Below are 22776 nucleotides of genomic sequence, written 5' to 3'. Positions count from 1 at the left end.
GCGCGTAGCGGCCCCAATTTCGGGGAGGGGTATGTCGTGACCTCTAGAGCGTGGAAGATTGGCCGCGCTCCAAAACGCAACCATTTAGGCTTATCGCCTGCGCCTCGTCTTACCCCTCCCCGAAAAATGCATCCGTATTTTCCGACCCTCCCTCAAGGGGAGGGTTAATAGATGAGTGCTTTCGCCCTCTACGTCCATTGGCCGTTTTGCGCTGCCAAATGCCCCTATTGCGATTTCAATTCCCATGTCCGCGAAGCCATCGCGGAAGAAGATTGGGTCGCCTCCATCCTTTCCGAAATGCGTTACGCCGCAGAAATGCAAGGCGAGGCGCGGCCTGTGCTCAGCACGGTATTTTTCGGCGGCGGCACGCCAAGCTTGATGCAAGGCAAAAGCGTCGGCCGCATTTTGGAAGAAGCGCGTGCGCTTTGGCCTTGGGCCAATGATGTCGAGATCACCCTGGAAGCAAATCCCGCCAGCGCCGATGCCGCGCGTTTTGCTGATTATAAGGCAGCGGGCGTCAATCGCGTCTCGCTGGGCATTCAAGCGCTCAATGATGCCGATTTGAAATTTCTCGGCCGCTTGCATGATCTTGCCGAAGCCAAGGCGGCGCTGGTGTTGGCGCAGAAAAATTTCGACCGAGTCTCGCTCGATTTGATCTACGCCCGCCCCGGCCAAACCCTCACGGCGTGGGAAAGCGAATTGAAGGAAGCGCTCGCCATCGGCACCGAGCATCTGTCGCTCTATCAGCTCACCATCGAACCGCAGACACCCTTCTCGCTGCTCCATCAGCGCGGCAAACTCGTCATCCCGGATGAAGATCACGCCGCCGCCCTCTTCGATCTGACGCAAGAGATCACCGCCGCTGCGGGCCTTCCCGCTTATGAGGTTTCCAATCACGCTCGCCCCGGCTGCGATGCGCGCCATAACCTCGTCTATTGGCGCTATGGCTCTTATGCGGGCGTGGGGCCTGGCGCGCATGGGCGGCTGTGGCTAGGGGACGAGATCGTCGCCACTGTCACCGAGCGCTTGCCGGAACGCTGGCTGAAAAACGTCGCCGCCAACCGCCATGGCTATACGCAGTGGGAAAAGGTCGCCTGCGAAGACGCCGCGCATGAACATCTTCTGATGAATCTGCGCCTCGCCGAAGGTCTCGACCTTGCCGCCTATCGAGAGCGCTGGGGCATCACGCTCTCGCCCCCACGCATTGCCGAGCTAGAGGCACAAGGTCTGGTGACGCTGCAAGATGGCCATCTCAAAGCCAGCAAGCGCGGGCTTCTCGTGCTCAACAGCCTGATCGCGGAATTGGCCGATTAGCTATGCGTGCCCTGAAAGGTCGTGGGCGCGGGGTTGACCAGGGTGAAGCCGGTGGGTTCCACCGCCAGCACCGCGAGGCCGCGTTCGATTGAGCCATCGGGCCGGAAGCGGAAAATCCCGGAGACACCGGCAAAGCCATTGGGATCGGTAATCGCGCGCTGGGTGAAGCGGTGATAGGGCGTGCCGTTGGCAAGCAGCGCCACCAGCGAAACCGCATCATAGGCGAGCTGTGCCAGCTGCGGCGGCTCGCTGCCAAAGGTCTGATGGTATTTGGCGTTGAAGGCATCATCGTTGGAGGGCTGGGGCGCGGCGAACCAGGCGCCGTTCAGAAGGCCTTCTTTCGGCGCGGTCGGGTCATACCAAAGCCCGGTGCCCAAAAGCTTCACCTTGGCGGTGTCGAGATTGGAGTAGGCGAGCGTCTGAGTGATGCCACGCAAAAGCGTTCCGCCTTGCGGCACCAGCACGGCATCGCAATCGGCTTTGGCCACCGTCGCGGCGGGATCGGTGAGCGCGCCCGCGCTGGGCGAGAAACGGGCGACAGCACAGATGCTCACGCCGCTTTCCTGCGCCACTTTGCGGAACTCCTGCTCCACCACATCGCCATAAGGCGTCTGGGGGATCAGAGCGCCGATTTTCTTGCGCCCCTGCCCCGCCGCGTAAGTGACGATGCGGCGCACCTCACTTTGGGGCTGGAACGAGAGAAGATAGACGCCATTGCCGGCCACCGAACGGTCGGTGGAGAAAGCAAGCACCGGCACGCCGCGATCGCGCGCCAAGGGGGCCACGGCATTGACCGAGCCAGCGAAAAGCGGGCCGACAATCACCTCGGCGCCCTGATCGAGCAGCTTCTGGGCGGAGGCCACGGCATCATCGGAGGAGCCGGTGTCTTCAGCGGTCATCAGGATGATATTGCGGTTGCCGGAATCATACAGCGCCATCTGGGCGGCATGCATCAGCGCCTTGGCGAGGCTGCGGGTTCCCGCATTGGCATTATCGAAAGGCAGGATCACGCCCACCCGCACCGGCACGGCCTGGGCCGGGGTGTTGGGCAGGCGCAGGAAATTCGGGGTCTCGGCGCTCACCTGATGGGGCGCGGGCGGCGGTTCGGCGGCTTGAGGCGCCTCGGTCTTGACGGGGGCGGTGGTGCAGGCGCCTATCGCCAGACAAAGAGCAATGGCAAACGTGCGGCTCGGATGCGGGCCGCGGGTCAACCTGGACACAAGCAATGACAAGGACATGGAAGGCTCCTCAACGCGGCGAGCCTAAGCATTCTGAGGCGCCGGGACAATCTGCGGGAGCAGAAACGCTGCCACTGTTGCCGCCCGGTCTTTACGTCGTTGCCACCCCCATCGGCAATGCCCGAGATGTCTCTCTGCGGGCGTTGGACGTGCTGAAAGGCGCCGACCTCATCGCCGCCGAGGACACGCGGGTCACCTCCAAGCTTCTGGCGATTTATGCCATTGCCAAGCCGCTCACCGCCTATAATGACCATAACGCCCCCAAGGAGCGTCCGCGTATCCTGGCCAAGCTGCGCGAAGGCCAAAGGATTGCCCTCGTCAGCGATGCGGGCACGCCGCTGGTCTCCGACCCCGGCTTCAAGCTGGTGCGCGAGGCTTTGGCCGAAGGTTTGGCGGTGCACGCCATTCCCGGCCCTTCCGCGCCGCTTACCGGCCTCACCTTGGCGGGGCTTCCGACCGACAAGTTCCTTTTCGCAGGCTTTCTGCCGCCCAAAAGCGCCGAGCGGCGCAGCCATCTGGCAAACCTCAAGAGCCTGAAAGCCACGCTGATCTTCTTCGAAGCCCCCCAGCGCTTGGCCGAAACCTTGGCCGATATGGCCGATGTGCTGGGCCCCCGCCCCGCTGCGGTCACGCGCGAGCTCACAAAACTTCACGAAGAAGTGCGCCGCGCCGATTTGAAGGAATTGGCCAGCCAATATGCCGAAGAAGACCAGCCAAGGGGCGAGATTACCCTTTTGGTCGGCCCGCCGCTGGAGGAAGGCCCCGATTGGGTGAAAATCGATGCCGCCCTCGATCAGGCCCTGCCCTTCATGCCGCTGCGCGCCGCGGTGGACCTCATTTCCAGCCTTTTGGATGCCCCCCGCCGCGAGGTGTACAATCGCGCGCTGGAAAAGAAGCATGACGAAAGCGCGCCAGATTAGAGGGCTTGCCTCGGAAAAGCGGGGGCGGCGCGGGGAGTTTCTCGCGGCGGCTTGGCTTTGCGCGAAGGGCTATCGCATTCTCGGACGGCGGGTGAAAACGCGGGCGGGCGAGATCGACCTCATCGCCAAATCGCTTTTCGGGGTCATCTGCTTCGTGGAGGTCAAGGCAAGGCCCGATGAAGCCGCGTTCGGGGAAGCCATCTCGGGCCGCCAGAAGGCCAGAATTGTGCGTGCGGCGGAGATATATCTCGCGGGCAGGCCGTTGCCCTACCGCTTTGACGTGATTTCTCTCCTTCCCGGGCATCTGCCCCGCCATTTCCGGGATGCTTTCCGCCCGGAAGACGTGGTTTAGGGGCTTGTTTCGGGCCGGGGGAATGCCGATGTAAGGGGCAGAAGCCGAAAGGAAGTCCCGATGAAGCTCACCGTCGCCATCCAGATGGACCCTATTGAGGCCATCAATATCTCGGCGGATTCCACCTTCGCGCTGGCCTTGGAGGCTGAGGCGCGCGGGCATGAGCTTTTCTATTACGGGCCGAAGCAGCTTTCCTTCCGTGATGGCGTGGTGGTGGCCACCGTGCGGCCCCTCAAGGTGCGCCCCACCAAGGGCGATCACTTCACCTTGGGCGATGCAGCGCGCATCGATCTTTCCACCATGGATGTCGTGTTGATGCGGCAGGACCCGCCCTTCGATATGGGCTACATCACCGCAACCCATCTTCTCGAACGCATCCATCCCAAGACTTTGGTGGTCAACGATCCCAAGGAAGTGCGCAACGCGCCCGAAAAACTCTTTGTCACCACCTTCAAGGATGTGATGCCGCCGACGCTGATTTCCTCGGACCCTTCGGAGATCAAAGCCTTCCGCGCCGAGCATCAGGACATCATTTTGAAGCCCCTCTTCGGCAATGGCGGTGCGGGCGTGTTCCGGGTGAAGCCGGATGACGAGAACCTCGCCTCGCTCTTGGAGATGTTCACCACCTTCTATCGCGAGCCGATCATGGTGCAGCGTTATCTGCCCGCGGTACGCCAAGGCGATAAGCGTATCATTCTGGTCGATGGCAAATTCGCCGGCGCGCTCAATCGCGTCCCGGCTCAAGGCGAAGCGCGCTCCAACATGCATGTCGGCGGACGGCCCGAAGCGGTGGAGCCCACCAAGCGCGATCTCGAAATCTGCGAAATCATCGGGCCGGAATTGAAAGCGCGCGGGCTGATCTTCACTGGCATCGACGTGATCGGCGATTACCTCACCGAGATCAACGTCACCTCGCCCACCGGCCTGCAAGAGATCAAACGCTTCGGCGGCCCCGACGGCGCGAAGCTGATCTGGGATGCGATTGAAGCGAAGAAATAGTGCGTGCTTCGCTTTCGCCCTGACTTGTCATCCCGGACGCGCCTCGGTGATCGCGTCATCTGGCACGCAGGCGCGATCCGGGAACCACTCGGATATCTGTGCTGGCGATAAAGTGGGTCCCGGGTCTCGCCGCCGCTTGCTGCGCGCGCCAACTCGCCCGGGATGACAGTTTTTGAAAACCCTACTGCTTCATCTCGAAGCGGCTGCGATAGCGGTCATCCATCTTCGACACCGGGAAGAAGATGAACACATCGGTGGTGCCGAACTGTTTGTCGACCACGGCGCCATCGCCGATATAGGCGCCCGCGCGGATATAGCCTTTGATCAGCGGCGGCAGGGCACGCAGGGCTTCCTTGGGATCGATGGCGTCCTTCGCCATCAGATTCATCTCGACATGCAGCTTGGGATTCGCCTTCACCCGCATCTCCTGCGGGGCGAGATGGAAGTGATAGAGATAGGACAGCGGCAGCGCCAAGGTCTTGGGGTCAGTGCCCGCGAAAGAGGCGCAGCCGAACATCAGATCGATGGCGAAGCGGGTGTTGTAGACCATCAGCCCGCGCCACAAGAGCTGCATCGCACCAGGGCGCGCGCGATATTCTTTCAGCACGCAGGAACGGCCGAGCTCCAAGAGTTTGGTGCCCTCGGCCACGCCTTTCAGCATGCCCGAAATGTCGTATTCGGATTCGGTATAGAAGCCGCCGGCGCGGGCCGCATCGACGTCGCGCATCAAGCGATAGGTGCCGACCACCGCGGGCTGGCCCTCATCATCGATGACCGAGCGGTCAACCACCAGAAGATGATCGCAGACCTCGTCAAAATGATCGAAGTCACGGCGCGCCTCGCGCATCTCGGGCGAGGGAACGGCCGCCATCTCTTCATAGAAGACGCGGTAGCGTAAACGCTGCGCCGCCTCGACCTCGGAATCGGTTTCGGCCAAACGCACTTCGAGCACACCCGAAGCAGCCAGAACCGGCCACTGGGTAATGCGTCCTTCGAGAGGACCAGGCTCGTGAATGTTGACCATGGCTTCCTGTGCCGTCGCTAACGGGATGAGGTTTTACCTCAGGCGATTCAACAACACAAAGGGGTCAATCCCTTACTGGTTAGCAACAATAGGTTGCTCAGGGGGCTGGCGGCGCTGTGCCGCAATCCAGAGGAACAGCAGAATAGAGGGAATGCCTATCAAACCAGCGCCGATGAAAAACGCGGCAAAGCCGTTCATGAGTCCGAAAGCCGCCGTTAAGCTTTCGACAATCTCGCCGGAAAAGCCTTTCAAGAACTTTCCGATCAGCGTGTAGACGGAGCTGAGGAGCGCATATTGCGTGGCGGTGTAGCCCACGGTGGTGAGGCTCGACATATAGGTGACGAGTGTCACCCCAGCCATCGCGATACCGAAATTGTCGACCGCCATGATGATGGCGAAGCTCACCGGGTCATGGGCGTAAGGCAGAACGGCGTAAGACATGGTGCCGAGGATCAGGGCCGAGCCGCCCACCACCAGGGCGCGGATTTTTCCCAGCTTCAGGCAGGCAAAACCGCCCGCCGCCACGCCCGCAAACACCGCCGCAAGGCCAAAGGTGCCGCGCACCGCCCCCACCATATCCTTGGTCAGGCCAATCTTGGTGTAGAGCGGCCCAATCATCGGGCCGGTGATGAAATTTGGCAATTGAAACAAGCTGATAGCCAAAAGCATCAGGATCGCCATAGTGCCGTGGGCGCGGAAAAAAGCGACGAAGGGACCGACAATGGAATCCAAGACGCCATCGGCCTTGAAGAGCCTGACGCCGCTCTGCGTGGGCGCGGCTTTGCGCGCCGGTTCCGCGGCCAGAAGACAGGCGGTAATGCCCAGCACCATCAACCCGGCATAGAGAACATAGCTCGTGTTCCACCCCACCCGCGTGGCGATCGGCAGCATGATGGCTTCGGTGGAGAGCAGCGCGGCGCGATAGCCAAAGGTATAGGCCGAGGTGAAGACGCCAAGTTCCTTGGCATCGCGGGCGCTTTCAATGCGCCAAGCATCGATCACAATGTCTTGTGTCGCCGAAGAGAAGGCGACGATCAGCGCCAGCACACCCAGGGTCACAAGTCCGTGACTGATCCCGATTTGCCCCATTAAGGCGAGGCAGGCGAGCACCAGCCCTTGCGCCAAGAGCATCCAGCTCCGCCGCCGTCCAAGTTTGGCGAAGAGAAATACGCTGGTGTGATCAATCAGCGGCGCCCAGAGATATTTGAAGGAATAGGCCAGCCCGACCCAGGAGATGAAGCCGATCGCCGCGAGCGAAGTGTTTTCCTCCGCCAGCCAATAGCCGAGCGTATTGCCGACCAGAAGAAAGGGCAGCCCCGAAGAGAAGCCCAAGGCCAGCATGATGAGATTGCGCCGTTCGAAATAGACGGCAAGCGGCCGCTTCTCGCTCATGCGGCGGCGCCGAAACGGTCGGGGAAAAAGGCCTGGAACATCTGATCAAGCTGCGCTGGTTCGATGGGTTTGGTCAAGAAACCATCCATACCCGCATCCCGGCAAGCCTGTCGTCCGGTTTCGAGCGCATCGGCGGTCAGCGCAATGATCGGGGTGCGCGTGCGGCTATCGCGTGCTTCCAAGGCTCGGATGGCGCGCGTTGCCTCGATGCCGTCCATACCCGGCATATGAATATCGGTGAGGATGAGATCGAAACGCTCATCCTCCATCGCTTGTATCGCCGCCTCGCCGCTCGTCACGGTGCGCACGCTATGCCCGCGGCGGCGTAAGAGCTCGGTGGTGAGAAGCTGATTGATCGGATTGTCCTCGGCCAAAAGGATATGGCAGCTCGCTTGCGCCTCGCTTTGCGCTTTGGGCGGCAGGCCGGGCTGGGATTGTTCGGCCTGATCGCCAAGCCAGGTGACAAGGGTGAGCTGGCGCACCGGCTTGACGAGATAGCCCGTGAAACCGGCTGATTTCACATCGGCGGCGGCAGCGCGCGCGCCTTGGCTCAAAAGCAGGAAGGCCGGCACGGCAGGCAGCGGCGGGGTAACGGGGGCTGGTTCGCTCTCGGTGCCCGCATCCACCAGCATGACATCGGCGCTGCGAAGGCCCTTTTCCGTCAGAGGCGCGGGTTCGGCGCCGGCGCTTTTGATCTGGGCGATCAGCCCTTCGCGCAAGACCGGATTGCGCGACAGCACCGCCACGCGCTTGCCCTTCAAGGCATCGCCATAGCTCGGAGCCTCCGCCGCGCCCATGGCCGGAAGGGTAAACCAGAAAATGCTGCCGCCATGCGGATTGGGGTCCAGGCCGATCTCCCCGCCCATGGCGGCAACCAGACGGCGGGAGATGGCAAGACCAAGCCCGGTCCCTTCGAATTTACGCCCATGGCTGGAATCGGCCTGAACGAATTCCTCGAAAATTTCCTGGCGCTTGTGTTCGGGCACCCCAATGCCGGTATCCTCGACACTGAAGCGCAAGAAGCTGCGTTCGCCTTGCACCAGCGCCACCTTCAGGCATACCCCGCCCTTTTCGGTGAACTTCACCGCATTGCCGACGAGATTGATCAGGACCTGCTTCAGCCGCATGCGATCCGTGCGCACGATCACAGGCACATCGGCGCCCGCCGCCGAGACAAGCTCGATGCCTTTGCCATGCGCCCTGGTGCCCAAAAGCTCGCAAACGCTTTCGATCAAGGGGCGGATTTCGGCGGTTTCCTCTTCCAGGCTGAGATTACCGGATTCGATCTTGGAGAAATCGAGGATATCGCCGATCAGGGTGAGCAGGGTTTCGCCCGATTGCTGGATGGCCTCGGCATAGGTGCGCTGTTCGGGGCGCAGATCGGTTTCCAAAAGCAGCCGTGCCATGCCCAGAACGCCGTTCATCGGGGTGCGTATCTCATGGCTCATGGTGGCGAGAAAGCCTGATTTGGCGCGGCTTGCCGCTTCGGCCTTATCGCGCGCCTCGGTCAGGGCTTCTTCAAGCGCCTTGCGGTCGGTGATATCGCGCCCGACGCTCTGAACCTCGACAAGGCGCCCCATCGTGTCGCGCAAGGCATAGTCTTCCCAGGCGAGCCAGCGCCAGCCATAGGCGGTGCGGACATACTGGTCATAGCGTACACGCGTATGACCGCGATCGAGCCCGGCGAAACTGCCAAAGGCGGCGGCGCGATGCTCGGGGTGCAGCTCCGGCGCGAAGGGCCTCCCTAACGCGGTTTGCGGGTTGAGGCCGAAGAGGCGGAAAAATGCGTCATTGCCGTAAGTCAGGGTGGAATCCGCAGCCCGGCGGAAAATCGCATCGCCTTGAGCATCGACCAGACCTTTGTAGCGGATTTCGCTCTGGTTCAGCCTGACATTCATCGCCGAGGCTTGGGCCAGCGAATTTTCCAGCCGCGCAGCGACCGCTTCGAATTGGCTTTTTTGCTGGTCGGCCTGCTCGGTTTGGCGGCGCAGTTCTGTGACAGCAAAAAGAACGTAAGCGATGACAATCGCCACCAGGGCGCCGAACTCGGTGGGGGTCACCATCTGCAGGCGGCCGTTCAGCGCGACATCGCACAGCGCCACCACCAGCAGAGCCAGCGCCGCTAGTCCGAAAATGGTCCGAAGTATGCGCAGGGCCATGCAACGCTCCTGAGGGGAACTAAGCGGCAAATACGGTTTCGGAAGCCTTAAGGTGTTGCGCAAAAGAAGAAATTTCACCGCAGGGCGGGGTCTCAAATGCAGCAATTGCAAGGCATTTTGAGCCTAGGAGGGGGTGCCGTCACAAAAGCTTTATAAAACTGTGATGCTGGTTGCACCAATGCCGGACGTGATGGCTTCCGGGCAGTCATGTGGTCCTCACAGGGCCGTCGAGTAGGGAAACGGGCCGGACCCTCAGAAAGAGGTCCCATCCGGTCCTGGGAAACTGTGCGCCGCAGGTGCTGCCGGACAGTCGAAGATTGGACGCAGGTGGAAGCAGGCGTGAAATGGCCGAGATCGCATTGAACACAACCATGAGCGTCTCTCAAGAAAAGGTAGCTGCCGTTAAACGCAGCGGCGCGGGCGATGTCCGCTTTCGGATTTTGTCCTTCTCGGCTGCGGCCCTGGTGGTGCTGATTTTCCTTGGCATGATGGCAGCGCTGGCTGATGGCGCTTGGCCTGCGATCAAGGCTTTCGGCTGGAGCTTCGTCACCTCCGAGAAATGGAACCCGGTGAGCGAAGAGTTCGGCGCGCTGGCCTCGATCTACGGCACGCTGATTTCCTCCTTCCTCGCGATGGGTCTGGCAGTTCCGGTCGGCATCGGTATCGCCATCTTCCTCACCGAAATTTGCCCTCTGCCGCTGCGCCGCCCAATCGGTATTGCCATCGAGCTTCTCGCCGGCATTCCCTCCATCGTCTACGGCATCTGGGGTCTATTCACCTTCGCGCCCTTCTTTCAGGAGCATGTCCAGCCCTGGATCGTCGATGCGGTGGTCGATATTCCGATCCTGCAGGACATCTTCGCGGGCCCGCCCTACGGCATCGGCATCTTCACCGCCTCTTTCATCCTCTCGATCATGATCATCCCTTTCATCTCGGCGGTGACGCGCGACGTTTTCGAAACCGTGCCGGGCCACCTCAAAGAGTCGGCCTATGCGATGGGCTGCACCACCTGGGAAGTGGTCTGGCATGTCGTGCTACCCTTCAGCCGTGCCGGTGTTGTCGGTGGCGCGATGCTGGCCTTGGGACGCGCTCTGGGTGAGACCATGGCCGTCACCTTCGTGATCGGCAATTCGCACCGCATCCACAGCTCGATCTTCGCACCAGGCACCACGATTTCGGCCACGGTGGCCAATGAGTTCACCGAAGCGGTGGGTGATGTTTACAAATCCTCGCTGGTGGAAGCCGGTCTGATCCTCTTCTTCATCAGCTTTGTGGTTCTGGCCAGCGCGCAGATCATGCTGCGCATCCTGCACAAGCGCGCCGGGGGTATTTCGGGATGATTGCGATCAACAAGCGTATCTATAACGGGCGCAAGCGCAGCAACGTCTTCTTCCTGACCCTGTCGACTCTCGCGGCGGTGTTCGGCTTGATCTGGCTGGCGCTGATCCTTTCGACGCTGTTCTACAAGGGCTTTGCCGGGCTCTCGCTCAAGGTCTTCACCGAGATGACACCGCCGCCGGGTCAGGATGGCGGTCTTGCCAATGCGATTTTCGGCTCGGTGGTGATGAGCCTTCTGGCCGTCGCGGCCGGCACGCCGATCGGCATTCTGGCGGGCACTTATCTTGCCGAATATGGCCGCTATTCCAAACTCGCCGACACGGTGCGCTTCATCAACGACATCCTCCTCTCGGCGCCTTCGATCCTGATCGGCCTTTTCATCTATGTCGTGATCGTCGCCACCACCCACACCTTTTCGGCCTGGGCGGGCGCCGCCGCGCTCACCGTGATCGTGATCCCGGTTGTGGTGCGCACCACCGAAAACATGCTGCTCCTGGTGCCGAACGGTCTTCGTGAAGCTGCCACGGCCCTGGGCGCACCCCGGGCGATGGTGATCAAGGCGGTCACCTGGCGCGCGGCGCGAGCCGGTATCGTCACCGGCGTGCTTCTCGCCATCGCACGTATCTCGGGCGAAACCGCCCCTCTTCTTCTCACCGTCTTGTCGAACCAGTTCTGGTCCACGCATCTGGGCGGTCCGGTGGCCTCGCTGCCGGTGATCATCTTCAACTTCGCCATGTCGCCTTATGAAGACTGGCACAAGCTCGCATGGGCAGGCGCGCTTCTGATTACCATCGCTGTGCTCACGCTCAGCATCTTCGCCCGCCTCCTCGAGTCTTCCAAGAAGCAGTGAGTGGAACGCATATGAACGCCGCCGTCCCCGCCAAACTCGACGTCAAGAACCTCTCGTTCTATTACGGCGCGACCAAGGCGCTGAAGAACATCAACATCCCGCTGCGGGAGAAGAAGGTCACCGCCTTCATCGGCCCCTCGGGCTGTGGCAAGTCCACCTTGCTGCGCATCCTGAACCGGATTTACGAGCTTTATCCCAATCAGCGCGCCGAAGGCGAAGTGCTGCTCGATGGCGAGAACATCCTCAACACCAAGCAGGATTTGAACCTCCTGCGTGCCCGCGTCGGCATGGTGTTCCAGAAGCCGACCCCCTTCCCCATGACGATCTGGGACAACATCGCTTTTGGCATCAAGCTCTATGAAAAGCTGCCGCGCTCCGAACTCGAAGGCCGTGTGGAAGACGCTCTGCAGCGCGCCGCGATCTGGAACGAGGTCAAGGACAAGCTGAAGGAATCCGGCCTCTCGCTTTCGGGCGGCCAGCAGCAGCGCCTTTGCATCGCCCGCACCGTGGCGACGCGTCCTGAAGTTATTCTGCTCGACGAGCCCTGCTCCGCGCTCGACCCGATCTCGACCGCCAAGATCGAAGAGCTGATCGATGAGCTGGTGAAGGACTACACCATCGTCATCGTCACCCACAACATGCAGCAGGCCTCGCGCACCTCCGACTACACGGCCTTCATGTATCTCGGCGAGCTGATCGAATTCGATGAAACCGAAAAGGTCTTCACCGCCCCCTCGAACAAGAAGACCGAGCAATACATCACCGGCCGCTTTGGTTGATTTTTTTTTCATGGCCGCCCTTGAGGCGGCCATCCATTTGGGTCGAAAGACGGGATGGCCGGGTCAAGCCCGGCCATGACGCTTTTGGGGGGTGTCTTACGCGTAATCCTCCTCCGCGGTGACATCGCGCGAAGGCGCATCGGCCATCGCGTTCAAGATCACGCTCAGCCCCACAGCAATTGCCAGATTCAATGCCAGCGCGGCAATGGCAGCGTAACAGGGCACGGCGGTGCCGAAGATGTGCAGCGTATAAATCGCCGATTTGAAATTAGCTTCGGCCACCATGGCGGTGCCGCTCACCATCCCCGCGCCCCAGCCAAGCAGCAGCGCGCCGGGCCGCAAGCGGCTAAAGAAAATCCCCAACATCACCGCAGGCAAGGTCTGGCTGATCCATACCCCGCCCAGAAGCTGCAAGGTGATGGCATAGGTCTGCGGCGTCAGAAGAATGAACACCAGCCCGCCCGCCTTGACCAAGAGCGACATAAGTTTGGCGACATGGCTTTCCTCGCGCGCCGAGCAATTGGGGCGGAGGAACTCGCGATAGATATCGCGGGTGAAAAGATTGGCCGAGGCAATCGACATGATCGCGGCAGGCACCAGCGCGCCAATACCGATGGCGGCAAAGGCGACACCGACCAGCCAGGAGGGGAACATGTGCAGCAGCAAGGCGGGCACCGCGAAATTGGGTCCGAAGGCTTTAAAGCCCTCCGCATATTGCGGCATGGCTTTCACCCCTGCCGCCAGCGCCATGAAGCCCATCAGCGCGATGATGCCGAGCGCCAGGGAATAAGCGGGCATGACAATCGCGTTCCGGCGGATGACATCGCGGCTCGAGGCCGACAAGATGCCGGTGATGGAATGGGGATAGAGGAGCAGCGCCAAGGCCGATCCCAGCGCCAGGCTCGTATAAGCCGAATAAGACCCCAAACTGCCTGAAGGCGGCGCTGCCAGCAGGCTCGTCTTTCCCGCCGCGGCGAAGATCGCGCCAAAGCCGCCCAGCTTGGCAGGCACGATGATGATCACCGCGATCACGGTGCCATAGATGAGAAGATCCTTGACCACAGCGATCATCGCAGGCGCGCGAAGGCCGCTATTATAGGTATAAGCCGCCAGAATCGCGAAAGCGGCGAGCAGCGGCAGATCGATCACCACGCCACCAACATGAAACGCCATGTTGAGGCCAAGCGCTGCGATCACCACCTCGATGCCGATAAGCTGCAACGCGATATAAGGCATGGTGGCGATGATGCCGGTTACCGCGATGGCGAGCGACAGGCTGCGGCTGCCAAAGCGGGCGCGCACGAAATCGGCGGCAGTGACATAGCCGTGTTTGTGGCAGACCGACCAGAGGCGCGGAAAAACCGCGAACATCAAAGGCCAGATCAAAATCGTATAGGGCATGGCGAAAAAGCCCGTCGCGCCTGCGCCAAATAACAGTGCGGGCACGGCGACGAAGGTATAGGCCGTATAAAGATCGCCGCCGAGCAGGAACCAGCTTATCCAAGTGCCGAAGCGCCGCCCGCCCAGCCCCCATTCATGCAGTTGATCAAGATCGCCGCGCCGCCAGCCCGCCGCTACAAAGCCAAGAATGGTAACGAGCCCGAACAGGGTGACGAAAATGGTAACGGCTACGGGATCAAGCTTCACGCCTTCCTCCCATCCAGCCAATAGACCAGGAAGGTCAGCAAGGCGGCGAGCACCACCCAGGCCATCTGATACCAATAGAAAAAAGGAAGGCCGAACAGGGCGGGCTCAAGCCGGTTGTAGAACGGCACCCACAAAAGCGCGAGCGGCAGGCAAAGTAATAGATAGTGCCAACGAAATGTACGGCGGGATTTCTCCATCGCCCTTCCCCCCTGTTTTACGTTTTTTTCGAAGGTACAGGGCTTTGACCGCCACGCAAGCCGCGTTTTCTTCCCCAGCGGCAGTGTTTTCTTTGCCCGCCATCACGCTAAGATTGAAGTGGGACTGTTTGGGGCACATAGCATGCGCAGCATCTTGGCCGGGTTAGCCGGTGGTATCGCCATGTTCGTCTGGATGAGCATCGCCCATATGGCGACGCCGCTCGGCACGATGGGCTTTTCTGAAATTCCAAATGAAAAACCGGTGCTGGCGGCGATGAAGACCAGCATCAAAGTCAAGGACGGGCTTTACATGTTTCCTTGGGTCGATCCCAAAGACCCACAGATGATGGAAAAAGGTCTCGAACTCACCAAGACCAATCCGGAAGGCATCTTGCTGTATCACGCACCCGGCAGTGCCACCGCCATGGGCCCCATGCTGCTTCATGAATTCCTGAAAGAGCTGGCGCAGAGCTTTCTTGGCGTTTTCCTGCTCTCGCTCACTGCGCTGACGGGATATTTCGCACGTGCCGGATTTGTGGGGTTGATCGGCGTTTTCGCGGCGTTCGGTCAGGATACCTCTTATTTCATCTGGTACGGCTTTCCGCTCTCCTACACCCTGGCACAAATAACCATCGGCGTGGTGGGCGCGCTTGTGGCGGGCCTTGCCATCGCAGCAATTGCCAAACCGAAACCTGCGTAAACGATTTCTCTTTCCGTCATGGCCGGGCTTGACCCGGCCATCCAGCTTTTCCGGCTCAGACATGGATGGCCGGCTCGGGGGCCGGCCATGACCGCTGTGGTCTAAAAGCCTTGGCTTAGCCGCCTGAAACTCAGCGCTTCGGCGATATGGGGGCGGCGCACGGTCTCGCTTGCTTCCATATCGGCGATGGTACGCGCCACGCGCAGCACGCGGTGATAGCCACGCGCGGTCAGCCCCATGCTTTCGGCGGCTTGGTTGAGCAGCGCTAGGCCCTGTGGTTCGGGTGTGGCCACCTCATCCAGCAAGCGGCCTTCGGCTTCGGCATTGGAGCGCAGCCCCGCTTCCATAAAACGCTGGCGCTGAATATCGCGCGCTGCCGCCACCCGCAGTGCAACTTCGCTCGAGCCTTCCGAGGGTGGCGGCAAGGCGAGATCGGCGGCCGAGACCGCGGGCACATCGACATGGATATCGATGCGATCCATCAAGGGGCCGGAAATTTTGGCCTGATAGTCCTGGGCGCAGCGCGGTGCTTTTCCGCAAGAGCGTGCGGGATCACTCAAATAGCCACAGCGGCAGGGATTCATCGCGGCCACCAGCTGGAACCGCGCTGGATAGCGCACATGCGCATTGGCCCGCGCCACAATGGCCTCGCCGGTCTCGATCGGCTGGCGCAGCGAATCCAGCACCGCGCGCTGAAACTCCGGCAGCTCATCCAGGAACAACACACCCAAATGCGCCAGCGAGACCTCGCCCGGCTTCACCTTCAGCCCGCCGCCCACCAGCGCCGCCATGGAAGCGGAGTGATGCGGATTGCGAAACGGCCTGCGCCGCGAAATCGTGCCCTCGGCCAGCTCGCCCGCCAAGGATTGCACCATGGAGATTTCCAAAGCCTCGCGCGCATCCAAGGGCGGTAAAATCCCTGGCAGGCGCTGGGCCAGCATGGATTTGCCCGAACCTGGCGGGCCGATCATCAGCATGTTGTGCCCGCCCGCCGCCGCAATCTCGAGCGCCCGCTTGGCGGTTTCCTGGCCCTTCACGTCTTTCAAATCGGGGATGACCGCGCGGTCTTCGGCAAGCTTGGCGGTGGGCCGGTTCAGTACTTGCGCGCCGCGCATGTGATTGACGATGGCGATCAAGGACGGTGCCGCGATAATGTCGATATCGCCCGCCCAGGCCGCTTCGGCGCCGCACGAGGCGGGGCAGATGAGGCCGCGCCCTTGGGCCGAAGCCGCCAGCGCCGCGGGCAAAACCCCTGCTACGGGGATGATCTGCGCATCCAGCGAGAGCTCGCCCAGCGCCACATAGCGCTCCATCTCGCTCGCGGGCAAAACCCCCATGGCGGCTAGAAGCCCGAGCGCGATGGGAAGATCGTAGTGGCTGCCTTCCTTGGGCAGATCGGCAGGCGCCAGATTCACCGTGATGCGCTTATAGGGCATGGCAAGGCCGATGGCCGAAAGCGCCACGCGCACCCGCTCCTTAGCCTCTGTCACGGCTTTATCGGCAAGCCCCACAAGGTTGAGCTGACCGCTGCCGGAATCGGAGATATGCACCTGCACATCCACCGGTGAGGCGTCGATGCCTTGAAAGGCGACGGTGTAGATATGCGCGACTGTCATGCGCGCTTGTGCTGACTCATCGCTTGCCGCCCCCTCATCCCCGCCACCACTGTAACGCGATTATGTCACTCGCGCATCTTTTTGCGGCGAGACCCTCAGGCGCAGGCGTTTTTCTTTGAGCTGTGTCGTCCTTGGGAAATACAATCGGCTCCCTAAGACCATTAGGTGCTTTTTTGGAATCGTTTCCCGTGATGCGCCCCCTCGCGTTGCTTTTTGCTCCCGCCCTGTTCTTTTCCGCCGCCTCCGCCGAGGAGGCCTTCACCCTGCGCGAGGATGGCGCGGTGCTGCATGGCGGTTCGGGCTTTGTTTGTCCGGCCAAGATCGGCATGTTCGAACGCGACGCATTCGGCAGCCGCGAGGAAGGCGATTACTGCGCCTATTCGGCCCTCACCGGGCTTTATGGCACCATTATCGTCAAGCACCGCCCTGCCCTTTACGATCCGCCCGCGCTTCTGGCGCCGGAGTTCCGCAAAGTTGAAAGCATGGGCGGGCGCGCCGTCGCCGAAACGGTTCAGCCGGTGGGGCCGGATGGCGCCGCGGTGCCGGTGTTCCTGCGCACCTATGACATGGCCAAGCTCGACATGCTGACCTATCGCACCCAGCTCGCCAGCGCGGCGCTGGGCGGCTGGGCGGTGGAAGCGGTGGTGGAATACGCCTACCCGCGTGACAAGGAAGACCAGACCGCCTTTGTCACCGCCGTCTATGGCGAGGCGATCAGGGATATGGGCGCGCCGAACTGATCAGTCTTCGCTGTCTTTGCTGAATTCCAGAAGATCGCCGGGCTGGCAATTGAGCGCATTGCAGATCGCGCTTAAGGTTTCAAAGCGCACGCCCTTCACCTTGCCCGATTTCAAGAGCGAGAGATTGGCTTCGGTGATGCCGATCATCTCGGCAAGCTCCTTGGAGCGCATCTTGCGCTTGGCGAGCATGACATCGAGGTTGACGATAATCCGCATCAGACAAAATTCGCATTTTCATCGGCGAGTTTCTTGGCTTCCGCCATCACCCGCGAGATCACCAGTGCCACGCCTGCCAGGAACGTCATGCCAAAATCCTGGGTGTCGAATTTGAAGCCGATCCATCTCTGCCCCAGATAGAGATGAAACAGATACATGTTGATGCTGAGCGCAACCGGCCGCAGCAGGGCGAAACAGAACAACAGGGTCGTGATCCAACGCAGCGCGCGAAGCGATTTGACGTCAAAGACGCTTCCCACCGCGTAACGCCGGAACAAGAAAAACAACAGCACCAAAGATGCAATAAGGCAGCCGAGCGGCACCGCCAAAACCAGCAACGCCAGAGCGCGGTCGAATAATGGTACGGCCCCCGTCAGATCGTCGATCGCCACAGCGATTTTTGAGCCGCCAAATGCAAAGCTCGGATTGGGCACCAAAAAAGCGAGCGGCACCGCGATGGTAAGCAGCACGGCACCGCTCAAAGACAGCCACGCCATGACGGAACTGGCATTGCGAAGATTTTGCGAGATCACCATGGCAAGGCCTCATCAACTGGGATGCCTCCACCATAGTGCGATAATAAATTATCGCAAAACAATAATTTCTTGTTGTGCCGCTTTGTCGCGACCCTAAAACAAAAACAGGGGCCGCCCGGGCCTTATATCTGCTCGGTCGAATTCTAAGCGCTGACGTAATTAGTTTGCGATGTATTGCAAACGAATCGCTCAGTCATGGAGCGAGTTAGGCCAAGCCATGTGGCGTCAAAAAAGCGGACAATCCTGTCGTTGTGATTATGGATGGCGGCGCCCATTGGTGCGTCATTGCGTCCAGCCCTTTGAAAATATTCTCAGCCCAAATTGCACGTCCGCTTGACTCGCGGCTTTTTCGGGACTGCAGGCGCCACCACATATAGTGTCCACAGTCGCGTTTACCACTTAGCGCTTGCGGAACTTCTCAAATCTGCACAGACTTTGGCCCATGTCGCCGCTCGCGACACCAAATCCGGGGGCAAGGGGGTAGGGTTTTAAGAATTACCGGGGACGACCACCAAAGGTCGCCCCGGCCATGAGGATGCGTGACTGAGTGGCTGAAAGTGCCCGACTTATAATCGGAGTGGACCCCTCTAGCTTGCCGGCGACCAGGGGTCCCGTGGGTTCGAATCCCACCGCATCCACCAATTTTACTCAGGCCCCCTTAAGGGGGCCTTTCTTTTTAGATCACGAACGAATCACTGAGTCGATTCGCTTCTGGTTTCACAGTATAACAATGGAAAGGCATTGCAATTCCATTGTGAAACCAATGAATGAAGACAGCGAAAGCAAGGGCTTTTCGATCACGCTTCCCTTAGAAGCTATTGAAATGATTGAGAATGGTCTCATTCCGTTTGGACTCTACGGGAAAAAACGAGCCACGATTTGTCGGGCTCTGATCCTCGACGCCCTGAAGCAAACTTCGGTTCAAGACCATATTCGCCAAGGCCGTACGAAGCGCGGATAAGACTGCACGCCCCAAACAAAAACAGGGGCCGCGAAGGCCCCTGCTCTGTCTTCTAAACCTTCTTACCGGCGCTTATTCCGGCGCCAGCGTGACCTTGATGCCGTCCAGCTCTTCCGAGCAGGTGAGCTGGCAGGAAAGGCGCGAATTGGGCTCCACCGCGAGGGCCATATCCAGCATGTCCACTTCCATATCGGAGGCCGGCGTCAGCTTTTCCACCCATTCCGGGTCGATATAGACATGGCAGGTGGCGCAAGCGCAGGCGCCGCCGCATTCGGCGGTGATCGGCAGGCCCGCTTCGCGCAGCATTTCCATGATCGTCCAGCCGTCACGGCCTTCGATCTCGATTTCCTTGCCGTCGCGGTCTTTGGCGAAAATTTTCATCGCTGATGGGTCCTCGATTAAACGCCGAGCTTCTTCTGAAGATTCGAAGAAGAGGTGGTGTACTGGAAGCGCAGCTTTTCATTGGGGCGGCAGATATGGAAGGCGGCTTGCGCCATCAGTGCCGCTTCATGGAAGCCCGACAGGATCAGCTTCAGCTTGCCCGGATAGGTGATGATATCGCCGATGCCGAAGATGCCCGGCTGTTCGCTTTCGAACTTGGCGGTATCGACCGGGATCAAATTCTCATGCAGGCCGATGCCGAACTCAGCGATGGGGCCGAGTTTGATGGTCAGGCCGAAGAACGGCAGGAAGGCGTCGACATCGATCTGATGTTCGCTTTTGTCGTGATGCAGCAGCGTTGCGGCATGGAGCTGGCCATCGGCGCCATGCAGGCTCTTCACGCTGGCGACATGGAAGTTGATCTTCCCCGCCGCCTGAAGCTCGCGCATCTGATTGACGCTGTGCGCCTGAGCGCGGAAGCCGTCGCGGTGATGCACCAGGGTCAGGCTTTTGGCGATCGGGGCAAGGTTCAGCGTCCAGTCGAGGGCGCTATCACCGCCGCCCGCGATCAGCACGGATTTATCGCGGAAGCTCTCCATCTTGCGCACGGCGTAATGCACAGAGCTGCCTTCATAGGCTTCGATGCCCGGGATGGGCGGACGCTTCGGCACAAAGCTGCCGGCACCGGCCGCGATCACGATCACCGGCGCGATCAATTCCTTGCCCGTATCGGTGGTCAGCTTCCAGCGGCCATCGGGCAGCTTGGTGCAGCCCGCCGCCATCTCGCCGAAATGGAAAGTCGGGTTGAACGGCTTGATCTGTTCCATCAGCTGATCGACCAGCTTCTGGCCCGTCACCACCGGCAGCGCCGGAATGTCGTAGATCGGCTTTTCCGGATAAAGCTCGGTGCACTGTCCGCCTGGGCGGTCCAGAATGTCGATCAGATGGGCCTTAAGGTCGAGAAGGCCAAGCTCGAACACGGCGAATAGCCCCGCAGGGCCAGCGCCAATGATGACGACATCGGTTTCGATGGGAGTGGTCTGCATCTATTTTACTATCGAGGCCTGTGGTTTAGAAGAAACGACTACACCTATATGTAAAAAGAGGCGCCGCAACAATCCGAAAAATCACCTCCGCTTGCCTCCCGATGCGACCCATGCCACAGATTGACGCGGGTAATCACGAGGCGTGCCTTGGAAAAAAAGTCAGCAGAACAATGCCTTAACATGGCAGAGCTGCGTGAACAGATCGATTTTTTGGATTCTCAGCTGGTGGAGCTCCTTTCCCAACGCCAGCGCTATATCGAACGGGCGGCGGAAATCAAAGCCCATCGGCACGAGATACGTGACGAAGCGCGCATTCAGGATGTTTTGAACAAGGTCAGCGCCGCCGCTGAAAAAGCCGGTCTGAAGGTCGAAATCGCCCAAAGGGTGTGGCGCGAGCTGATGGAAGGCTCCATCGCGCTCGAAATGGATTGCTACGAAGCGCGCGCCAAGTAATCACGAATGAAGCTGCGCACCTCGGCGGAGGTGGTTGTTAAATTCTCGATTGCCGCGGCTGCGCTCATCCGGTCGGAAATAAGATCGATCGGCTCGGCGGCGGCAGCCATGTCGGCGAATTTGAAGGCGCCGATGCCCCGCGCAGCGCCTTTCAAGGTGTGGGTGATCTGGCGCCAGCTTTTGGCGTCGCGCGCGTCCAAGACGGCATTCAGCCGCCCGACCATATCGGTCACCTGGTCATCGAACAGCTTCAGAACTTCGGCATTGAGCGCCTCGTCGCCCCCCGTATAACGGCAGAGGTGATCGAGATCGACCGCACCCTTCATCGCTATTCCCCTCGCGAGCTTCAGCCCATTATGCAAAATCTTGGTCAACACCCCGTTAACAACGCAGCCGAAACGATCGAGCGGCTTTCGCTATTGACCTGGCCGGGTGTGGAAAGTGTCGAGTTTCAAGGCTGGCGCTTACGTTTTGCGGGCGCCAAAGGCCATCGCCCCAATTCGGTGGCGGTGTTGGATTTTTCGGGCCCCGATCTTGAGGTCGCCATTGCGCATGTCGAAGCCGCTTACGCGGCGCGCGGGCTAAAGCCGATGTTCGCGCTGCATCCTGCCGCGAAACCCGCTGCGTTGGAAAAGATGTTGGACGTACGCGGCTATCGTGCCGAGGGTCATTCGCTGGTCTATACCGCGCAAGCCTCTGAGATTGCGGAAGCGTCCAGCGATGTGCGGTTTGATGCGCCGGAAGACTTTGCACGGCTGGTGCGGCTTGGCTCCAAATCCCCGGAAGACGGCGAAGAGCGGCTTGCCGTTGTGGCGCGGCTCGCCATTCCCAATACCGCCGCTGTGGCGTTTCACGAAGGCGTCGGCCGGGCTTGCGGGCATATTGGCCTCGCGCATGATGGCGACATGAAAATGGCGGCGATCAATCTCGTCCGCACCGATCCTTCCTTCCGCCGCTGTGGTCTGGCGCGCAAAGTCGTTCAAGCTTTGGCGGGCTGGGCACAAAACCAAGCCTGCGATTTTCTCACCCTCTGCGTGGAAGAGACGAACACGCCCGCCCGCCGCCTGTATGAAAGCCTCGGGTTTAAAGCGCTTTACGGCTATCACTACCGCGTCAAAGGGTGAGGAGCCCAAGCCATTGCGGCGGAAACGCGGGCACGGAAAAGATCTTCACGTGCAGCACCGCGAAAGCCACAAACGCCACCAGCGCGATACCAAAGCGCCAGTCGAAAATCTCGCGTGCCACAAAGATATTCTTGCCTTCAAAGATCGCGGCGAAGGGGATGGCCGAGCTCTGCGAGATGATCATTGCCCAATCGGCGGGGCGTTTGCGCTTCACCTTGCCATCGATGGCGCGCATGCCGATGACCGCGACCAGGAAAAACGTTCCGAAGAAAAGCACACCCGCCAGCGTGCCCAGCGCCAGAAGGTGAAAGCCCGACCACAGCGTGGCACCCCACAGGAAGGGATGGCGGGTGATGCGCAAAATGCCGGAGATTTTCGCTTTTTCTTGGCCCTGGCTGGTGGGATTGCCGCGCAACACGCCGGGCAGCACTAACATAAAGGCGATCAGCATCACCGGCAGACCGGCAAAGCTCCTGAAGCCGCCCCCTAAATTGAAGAGAACAGTGTTCGCGGTAGAAACACTCGCCGCATTATAGCTGCAGGCGAGCCACACAATCACTGCCAAAGAGGTCAGCGCGAAGAACCCCAGATAGGGCTTCTCGCCAATATTCCGTGTCAGGACGTCCCTGAGCGTGGTGCCGGACACCAAGAGGTGAATGCCCAAGAAGCATAAGGCCGCCGCCGCGAGCTGTTCCATGCCGTTCCCCCCGATTTTCGCCCCTGGGACCAACTTTCCCACGGAATTTGCCCGCGAGTCCTATCGCGCCCATTGGGCCCTATGGTTAAACTCGTCC

The 22776-nt window shown here is 60.4% G+C and carries 25 protein-coding genes and 1 tRNA gene; 13 read left to right on the top strand and 13 right to left on the bottom strand.

Annotated elements, in window-relative coordinates:
• Positions 1–171 precede the first annotated feature (171 nt).
• Entirely contained in the window at positions 172–1314 is a 1143-nt protein-coding gene (hemW, locus tag FHS83_RS07400) for a radical SAM family heme chaperone HemW (RefSeq protein ID WP_167082353.1), read from the top strand.
• Here the strand turns inward: hemW and FHS83_RS07395 are convergent.
• Positions 1311–2552, bottom strand: coding sequence for a penicillin-binding protein activator (locus FHS83_RS07395; RefSeq protein WP_167082352.1), 1242 nt, complete (start codon positions 2550–2552; stop codon positions 1311–1313). The two genes, hemW and FHS83_RS07395, sit on opposite strands and share 4 nt — an antisense overlap.
• On the opposite strand from FHS83_RS07395, the gene rsmI reads away from it, so the two are divergent.
• The 3 genes from rsmI to gshB are packed head-to-tail and all read left to right on the top strand — an operon-like array spanning position 2540 to position 4823.
• The gene (gene rsmI, locus FHS83_RS07390) at positions 2540–3472 is read left to right on the top strand and encodes a 16S rRNA (cytidine(1402)-2'-O)-methyltransferase (protein ID WP_167082351.1); all 933 of its coding nucleotides are present in this window, start codon (positions 2540–2542) and stop codon (positions 3470–3472) included. The genes FHS83_RS07395 and rsmI overlap by 13 nt on opposite strands.
• Complete coding sequence (locus tag FHS83_RS07385) at positions 3450–3824, top strand: YraN family protein (protein ID WP_167082350.1); 375 nt, start codon at positions 3450–3452, stop codon at positions 3822–3824. Before rsmI ends, FHS83_RS07385 begins: the two co-directional genes overlap by 23 nt.
• 60 nt (positions 3825–3884) lie before the next feature.
• Positions 3885–4823, top strand: coding sequence for a glutathione synthase (gene gshB / locus FHS83_RS07380; RefSeq protein WP_167082349.1), 939 nt, complete (start codon positions 3885–3887; stop codon positions 4821–4823).
• Between the two features lie 181 nt (positions 4824–5004).
• Here the strand turns inward: gshB and olsB are convergent, their stop codons facing one another.
• The 3 genes from olsB to FHS83_RS07365 all read right to left on the bottom strand — a co-directional run bounded on the left by olsB (position 5005) and on the right by FHS83_RS07365 (position 9398).
• A complete protein-coding gene (gene olsB / locus FHS83_RS07375) occupies positions 5005–5847 on the bottom strand; it encodes a l-ornithine N(alpha)-acyltransferase (RefSeq protein WP_167082348.1) in 843 nt (280 codons plus the stop codon).
• Between the two features lie 72 nt (positions 5848–5919).
• On the bottom strand, positions 5920–7239 hold the full coding sequence (locus FHS83_RS07370; RefSeq protein WP_167082347.1) for an AmpG family muropeptide MFS transporter: 1320 nt from the start codon (positions 7237–7239) through the stop codon (positions 5920–5922).
• On the bottom strand, positions 7236–9398 hold the full coding sequence (locus tag FHS83_RS07365; RefSeq protein ID WP_167082346.1) for a PAS domain-containing hybrid sensor histidine kinase/response regulator: 2163 nt from the start codon (positions 9396–9398) through the stop codon (positions 7236–7238). The genes FHS83_RS07370 and FHS83_RS07365 overlap by 4 nt, the downstream gene beginning before the upstream one ends.
• A gap of 344 nt (positions 9399–9742) precedes the next feature.
• Between FHS83_RS07365 and pstC the strand changes: the two genes are divergently transcribed.
• From pstC to pstB, 3 genes are read left to right on the top strand one after another with little or no spacing between them, the layout of a single operon-like run.
• Positions 9743–10738 carry a phosphate ABC transporter permease subunit PstC gene (pstC, locus tag FHS83_RS07360; protein WP_167082345.1) on the top strand — a complete coding sequence of 332 codons (996 nt, stop codon included), beginning with the start codon at positions 9743–9745 and terminating at the stop codon, positions 10736–10738.
• Positions 10738–11586: a phosphate ABC transporter permease PstA gene (pstA, locus tag FHS83_RS07355; protein WP_425061527.1), complete on the top strand. Its 849-nt coding sequence runs from the start codon at positions 10738–10740 to the stop codon at positions 11584–11586. Before pstC ends, pstA begins: the two co-directional genes overlap by 1 nt.
• Positions 11502–12365 (top strand): phosphate ABC transporter ATP-binding protein PstB, encoded by an 864-nt coding sequence (gene pstB / locus FHS83_RS07350; protein WP_167082343.1) that lies wholly within the window; start codon positions 11502–11504, stop codon positions 12363–12365. The genes pstA and pstB overlap by 85 nt, the downstream gene beginning before the upstream one ends.
• A gap of 96 nt (positions 12366–12461) precedes the next feature.
• Here pstB and mctP read toward each other — a convergent pair whose 3' ends face one another.
• Both mctP and FHS83_RS07340 read right to left on the bottom strand, forming a co-directional pair.
• The gene (gene mctP, locus FHS83_RS07345) at positions 12462–14012 is read right to left on the bottom strand and encodes a monocarboxylate uptake permease MctP (RefSeq protein ID WP_167082341.1); all 1551 of its coding nucleotides are present in this window, start codon (positions 14010–14012) and stop codon (positions 12462–12464) included.
• A complete protein-coding gene (locus FHS83_RS07340) occupies positions 14009–14209 on the bottom strand; it encodes a DUF3311 domain-containing protein (RefSeq protein WP_167082339.1) in 201 nt (66 codons plus the stop codon). Before FHS83_RS07340 ends, mctP begins: the two co-directional genes overlap by 4 nt.
• A 142-nt stretch (positions 14210–14351) precedes the next feature.
• Here FHS83_RS07340 and FHS83_RS07335 point away from each other — a divergent pair, with 142 nt between their 5' ends.
• Entirely contained in the window at positions 14352–14909 is a 558-nt protein-coding gene (locus FHS83_RS07335) for a hypothetical protein (protein ID WP_167082337.1), read from the top strand.
• Between the two features lie 101 nt (positions 14910–15010).
• Here the strand turns inward: FHS83_RS07335 and FHS83_RS07330 are convergent, their stop codons facing one another.
• On the bottom strand, positions 15011–16525 hold the full coding sequence (locus tag FHS83_RS07330; protein ID WP_167082335.1) for a YifB family Mg chelatase-like AAA ATPase: 1515 nt from the start codon (positions 16523–16525) through the stop codon (positions 15011–15013).
• Between the two features lie 188 nt (positions 16526–16713).
• Here FHS83_RS07330 and FHS83_RS07325 point away from each other — a divergent pair, with 188 nt between their 5' ends.
• Positions 16714–17265 carry a hypothetical protein gene (locus FHS83_RS07325; protein ID WP_167082333.1) on the top strand — a complete coding sequence of 184 codons (552 nt, stop codon included), beginning with the start codon at positions 16714–16716 and terminating at the stop codon, positions 17263–17265.
• Here FHS83_RS07325 and FHS83_RS07320 read toward each other — a convergent pair whose 3' ends face one another.
• Both FHS83_RS07320 and FHS83_RS07315 read right to left on the bottom strand, forming a co-directional pair.
• The gene (locus FHS83_RS07320; protein WP_167082331.1) at positions 17266–17481 is read right to left on the bottom strand and encodes a helix-turn-helix domain-containing protein; all 216 of its coding nucleotides are present in this window, start codon (positions 17479–17481) and stop codon (positions 17266–17268) included.
• Complete coding sequence (locus FHS83_RS07315; RefSeq protein WP_167082329.1) at positions 17481–18017, bottom strand: DUF2975 domain-containing protein; 537 nt, start codon at positions 18015–18017, stop codon at positions 17481–17483. Before FHS83_RS07315 ends, FHS83_RS07320 begins: the two co-directional genes overlap by 1 nt.
• Positions 18018–18550: 533 nt before the next feature.
• Here FHS83_RS07315 and FHS83_RS07310 point away from each other — a divergent pair.
• Both FHS83_RS07310 and FHS83_RS07305 read left to right on the top strand, forming a co-directional pair.
• Positions 18551–18658, top strand: a tRNA-Ile gene (locus FHS83_RS07310).
• A gap of 122 nt (positions 18659–18780) precedes the next feature.
• Positions 18781–18978, top strand: coding sequence for a hypothetical protein (locus tag FHS83_RS07305; protein WP_167082327.1), 198 nt, complete (start codon positions 18781–18783; stop codon positions 18976–18978).
• Positions 18979–19050: 72 nt separating this feature from the next.
• On the opposite strand, the gene FHS83_RS07300 is transcribed toward FHS83_RS07305, so the two are convergent.
• Positions 19051–19359: a 2Fe-2S iron-sulfur cluster-binding protein gene (locus FHS83_RS07300; protein WP_167082325.1), complete on the bottom strand. Its 309-nt coding sequence runs from the start codon at positions 19357–19359 to the stop codon at positions 19051–19053.
• Positions 19360–19376: 17 nt separating this feature from the next.
• On the bottom strand, positions 19377–20405 hold the full coding sequence (locus FHS83_RS07295; protein WP_167082323.1) for an NAD(P)/FAD-dependent oxidoreductase: 1029 nt from the start codon (positions 20403–20405) through the stop codon (positions 19377–19379).
• A gap of 180 nt (positions 20406–20585) precedes the next feature.
• Here FHS83_RS07295 and FHS83_RS07290 point away from each other — a divergent pair, with 180 nt between their 5' ends.
• Complete coding sequence (locus tag FHS83_RS07290; protein WP_167082321.1) at positions 20586–20858, top strand: chorismate mutase; 273 nt, start codon at positions 20586–20588, stop codon at positions 20856–20858.
• Here FHS83_RS07290 and FHS83_RS07285 read toward each other — a convergent pair.
• Positions 20837–21184: an Hpt domain-containing protein gene (locus tag FHS83_RS07285; protein WP_167082319.1), complete on the bottom strand. Its 348-nt coding sequence runs from the start codon at positions 21182–21184 to the stop codon at positions 20837–20839. The genes FHS83_RS07290 and FHS83_RS07285 overlap by 22 nt on opposite strands.
• Before the next feature lie 30 nt (positions 21185–21214).
• Between FHS83_RS07285 and FHS83_RS07280 the strand changes: the two genes are divergently transcribed.
• Positions 21215–21982 carry a GNAT family N-acetyltransferase gene (locus FHS83_RS07280; RefSeq protein WP_167082317.1) on the top strand — a complete coding sequence of 256 codons (768 nt, stop codon included), beginning with the start codon at positions 21215–21217 and terminating at the stop codon, positions 21980–21982.
• On the opposite strand, the gene FHS83_RS07275 is transcribed toward FHS83_RS07280, so the two are convergent.
• On the bottom strand, positions 21972–22679 hold the full coding sequence (locus tag FHS83_RS07275) for an NnrU family protein (RefSeq protein WP_167082315.1): 708 nt from the start codon (positions 22677–22679) through the stop codon (positions 21972–21974). The genes FHS83_RS07280 and FHS83_RS07275 overlap by 11 nt on opposite strands.
• Positions 22680–22776: the final 97 nt, after the last annotated feature.

This window comes from Rhizomicrobium palustre (assembly GCF_011761565.1).
Lineage (GTDB): Bacteria > Pseudomonadota > Alphaproteobacteria > Micropepsales > Micropepsaceae > Rhizomicrobium > Rhizomicrobium palustre.
The sequence above is the reverse complement of the archived record's forward strand: the minus strand, read 5'-3'. Positions and strand labels throughout refer to the sequence as shown.

Coding starts and splice junctions, on each gene's coding strand:
- hemW (WP_167082353.1), top strand. CDS start 172: ATGAGTGCTTTCGCCCTCTACGTCCATTGGCCGTTTTGCGCTGCCAAA.
- rsmI (WP_167082351.1), top strand. CDS start 2,540: ATGACAAGGACATGGAAGGCTCCTCAACGCGGCGAGCCTAAGCATTCT.
- FHS83_RS07395 (WP_167082352.1), bottom strand. CDS start 2,552: ATGTCCTTGTCATTGCTTGTGTCCAGGTTGACCCGCGGCCCGCATCCG.
- FHS83_RS07385 (WP_167082350.1), top strand. CDS start 3,450: ATGACGAAAGCGCGCCAGATTAGAGGGCTTGCCTCGGAAAAGCGGGGG.
- gshB (WP_167082349.1), top strand. CDS start 3,885: ATGAAGCTCACCGTCGCCATCCAGATGGACCCTATTGAGGCCATCAAT.
- olsB (WP_167082348.1), bottom strand. CDS start 5,847: ATGGTCAACATTCACGAGCCTGGTCCTCTCGAAGGACGCATTACCCAG.
- FHS83_RS07370 (WP_167082347.1), bottom strand. CDS start 7,239: ATGAGCGAGAAGCGGCCGCTTGCCGTCTATTTCGAACGGCGCAATCTC.
- FHS83_RS07365 (WP_167082346.1), bottom strand. CDS start 9,398: ATGGCCCTGCGCATACTTCGGACCATTTTCGGACTAGCGGCGCTGGCT.
- pstC (WP_167082345.1), top strand. CDS start 9,743: ATGGCCGAGATCGCATTGAACACAACCATGAGCGTCTCTCAAGAAAAG.
- pstB (WP_167082343.1), top strand. CDS start 11,502: ATGGGCAGGCGCGCTTCTGATTACCATCGCTGTGCTCACGCTCAGCAT.
- FHS83_RS07340 (WP_167082339.1), bottom strand. CDS start 14,209: ATGGAGAAATCCCGCCGTACATTTCGTTGGCACTATCTATTACTTTGC.
- FHS83_RS07335 (WP_167082337.1), top strand. CDS start 14,352: ATGCGCAGCATCTTGGCCGGGTTAGCCGGTGGTATCGCCATGTTCGTC.
- FHS83_RS07330 (WP_167082335.1), bottom strand. CDS start 16,525: ATGACAGTCGCGCATATCTACACCGTCGCCTTTCAAGGCATCGACGCC.
- FHS83_RS07320 (WP_167082331.1), bottom strand. CDS start 17,481: ATGCGGATTATCGTCAACCTCGATGTCATGCTCGCCAAGCGCAAGATG.
- FHS83_RS07315 (WP_167082329.1), bottom strand. CDS start 18,017: ATGGTGATCTCGCAAAATCTTCGCAATGCCAGTTCCGTCATGGCGTGG.
- FHS83_RS07305 (WP_167082327.1), top strand. CDS start 18,781: ATGAATGAAGACAGCGAAAGCAAGGGCTTTTCGATCACGCTTCCCTTA.
- FHS83_RS07300 (WP_167082325.1), bottom strand. CDS start 19,359: ATGAAAATTTTCGCCAAAGACCGCGACGGCAAGGAAATCGAGATCGAA.
- FHS83_RS07295 (WP_167082323.1), bottom strand. CDS start 20,405: ATGCAGACCACTCCCATCGAAACCGATGTCGTCATCATTGGCGCTGGC.
- FHS83_RS07290 (WP_167082321.1), top strand. CDS start 20,586: ATGGCAGAGCTGCGTGAACAGATCGATTTTTTGGATTCTCAGCTGGTG.
- FHS83_RS07285 (WP_167082319.1), bottom strand. CDS start 21,184: ATGAAGGGTGCGGTCGATCTCGATCACCTCTGCCGTTATACGGGGGGC.
- FHS83_RS07280 (WP_167082317.1), top strand. CDS start 21,215: ATGCAAAATCTTGGTCAACACCCCGTTAACAACGCAGCCGAAACGATC.
- FHS83_RS07275 (WP_167082315.1), bottom strand. CDS start 22,679: ATGGAACAGCTCGCGGCGGCGGCCTTATGCTTCTTGGGCATTCACCTC.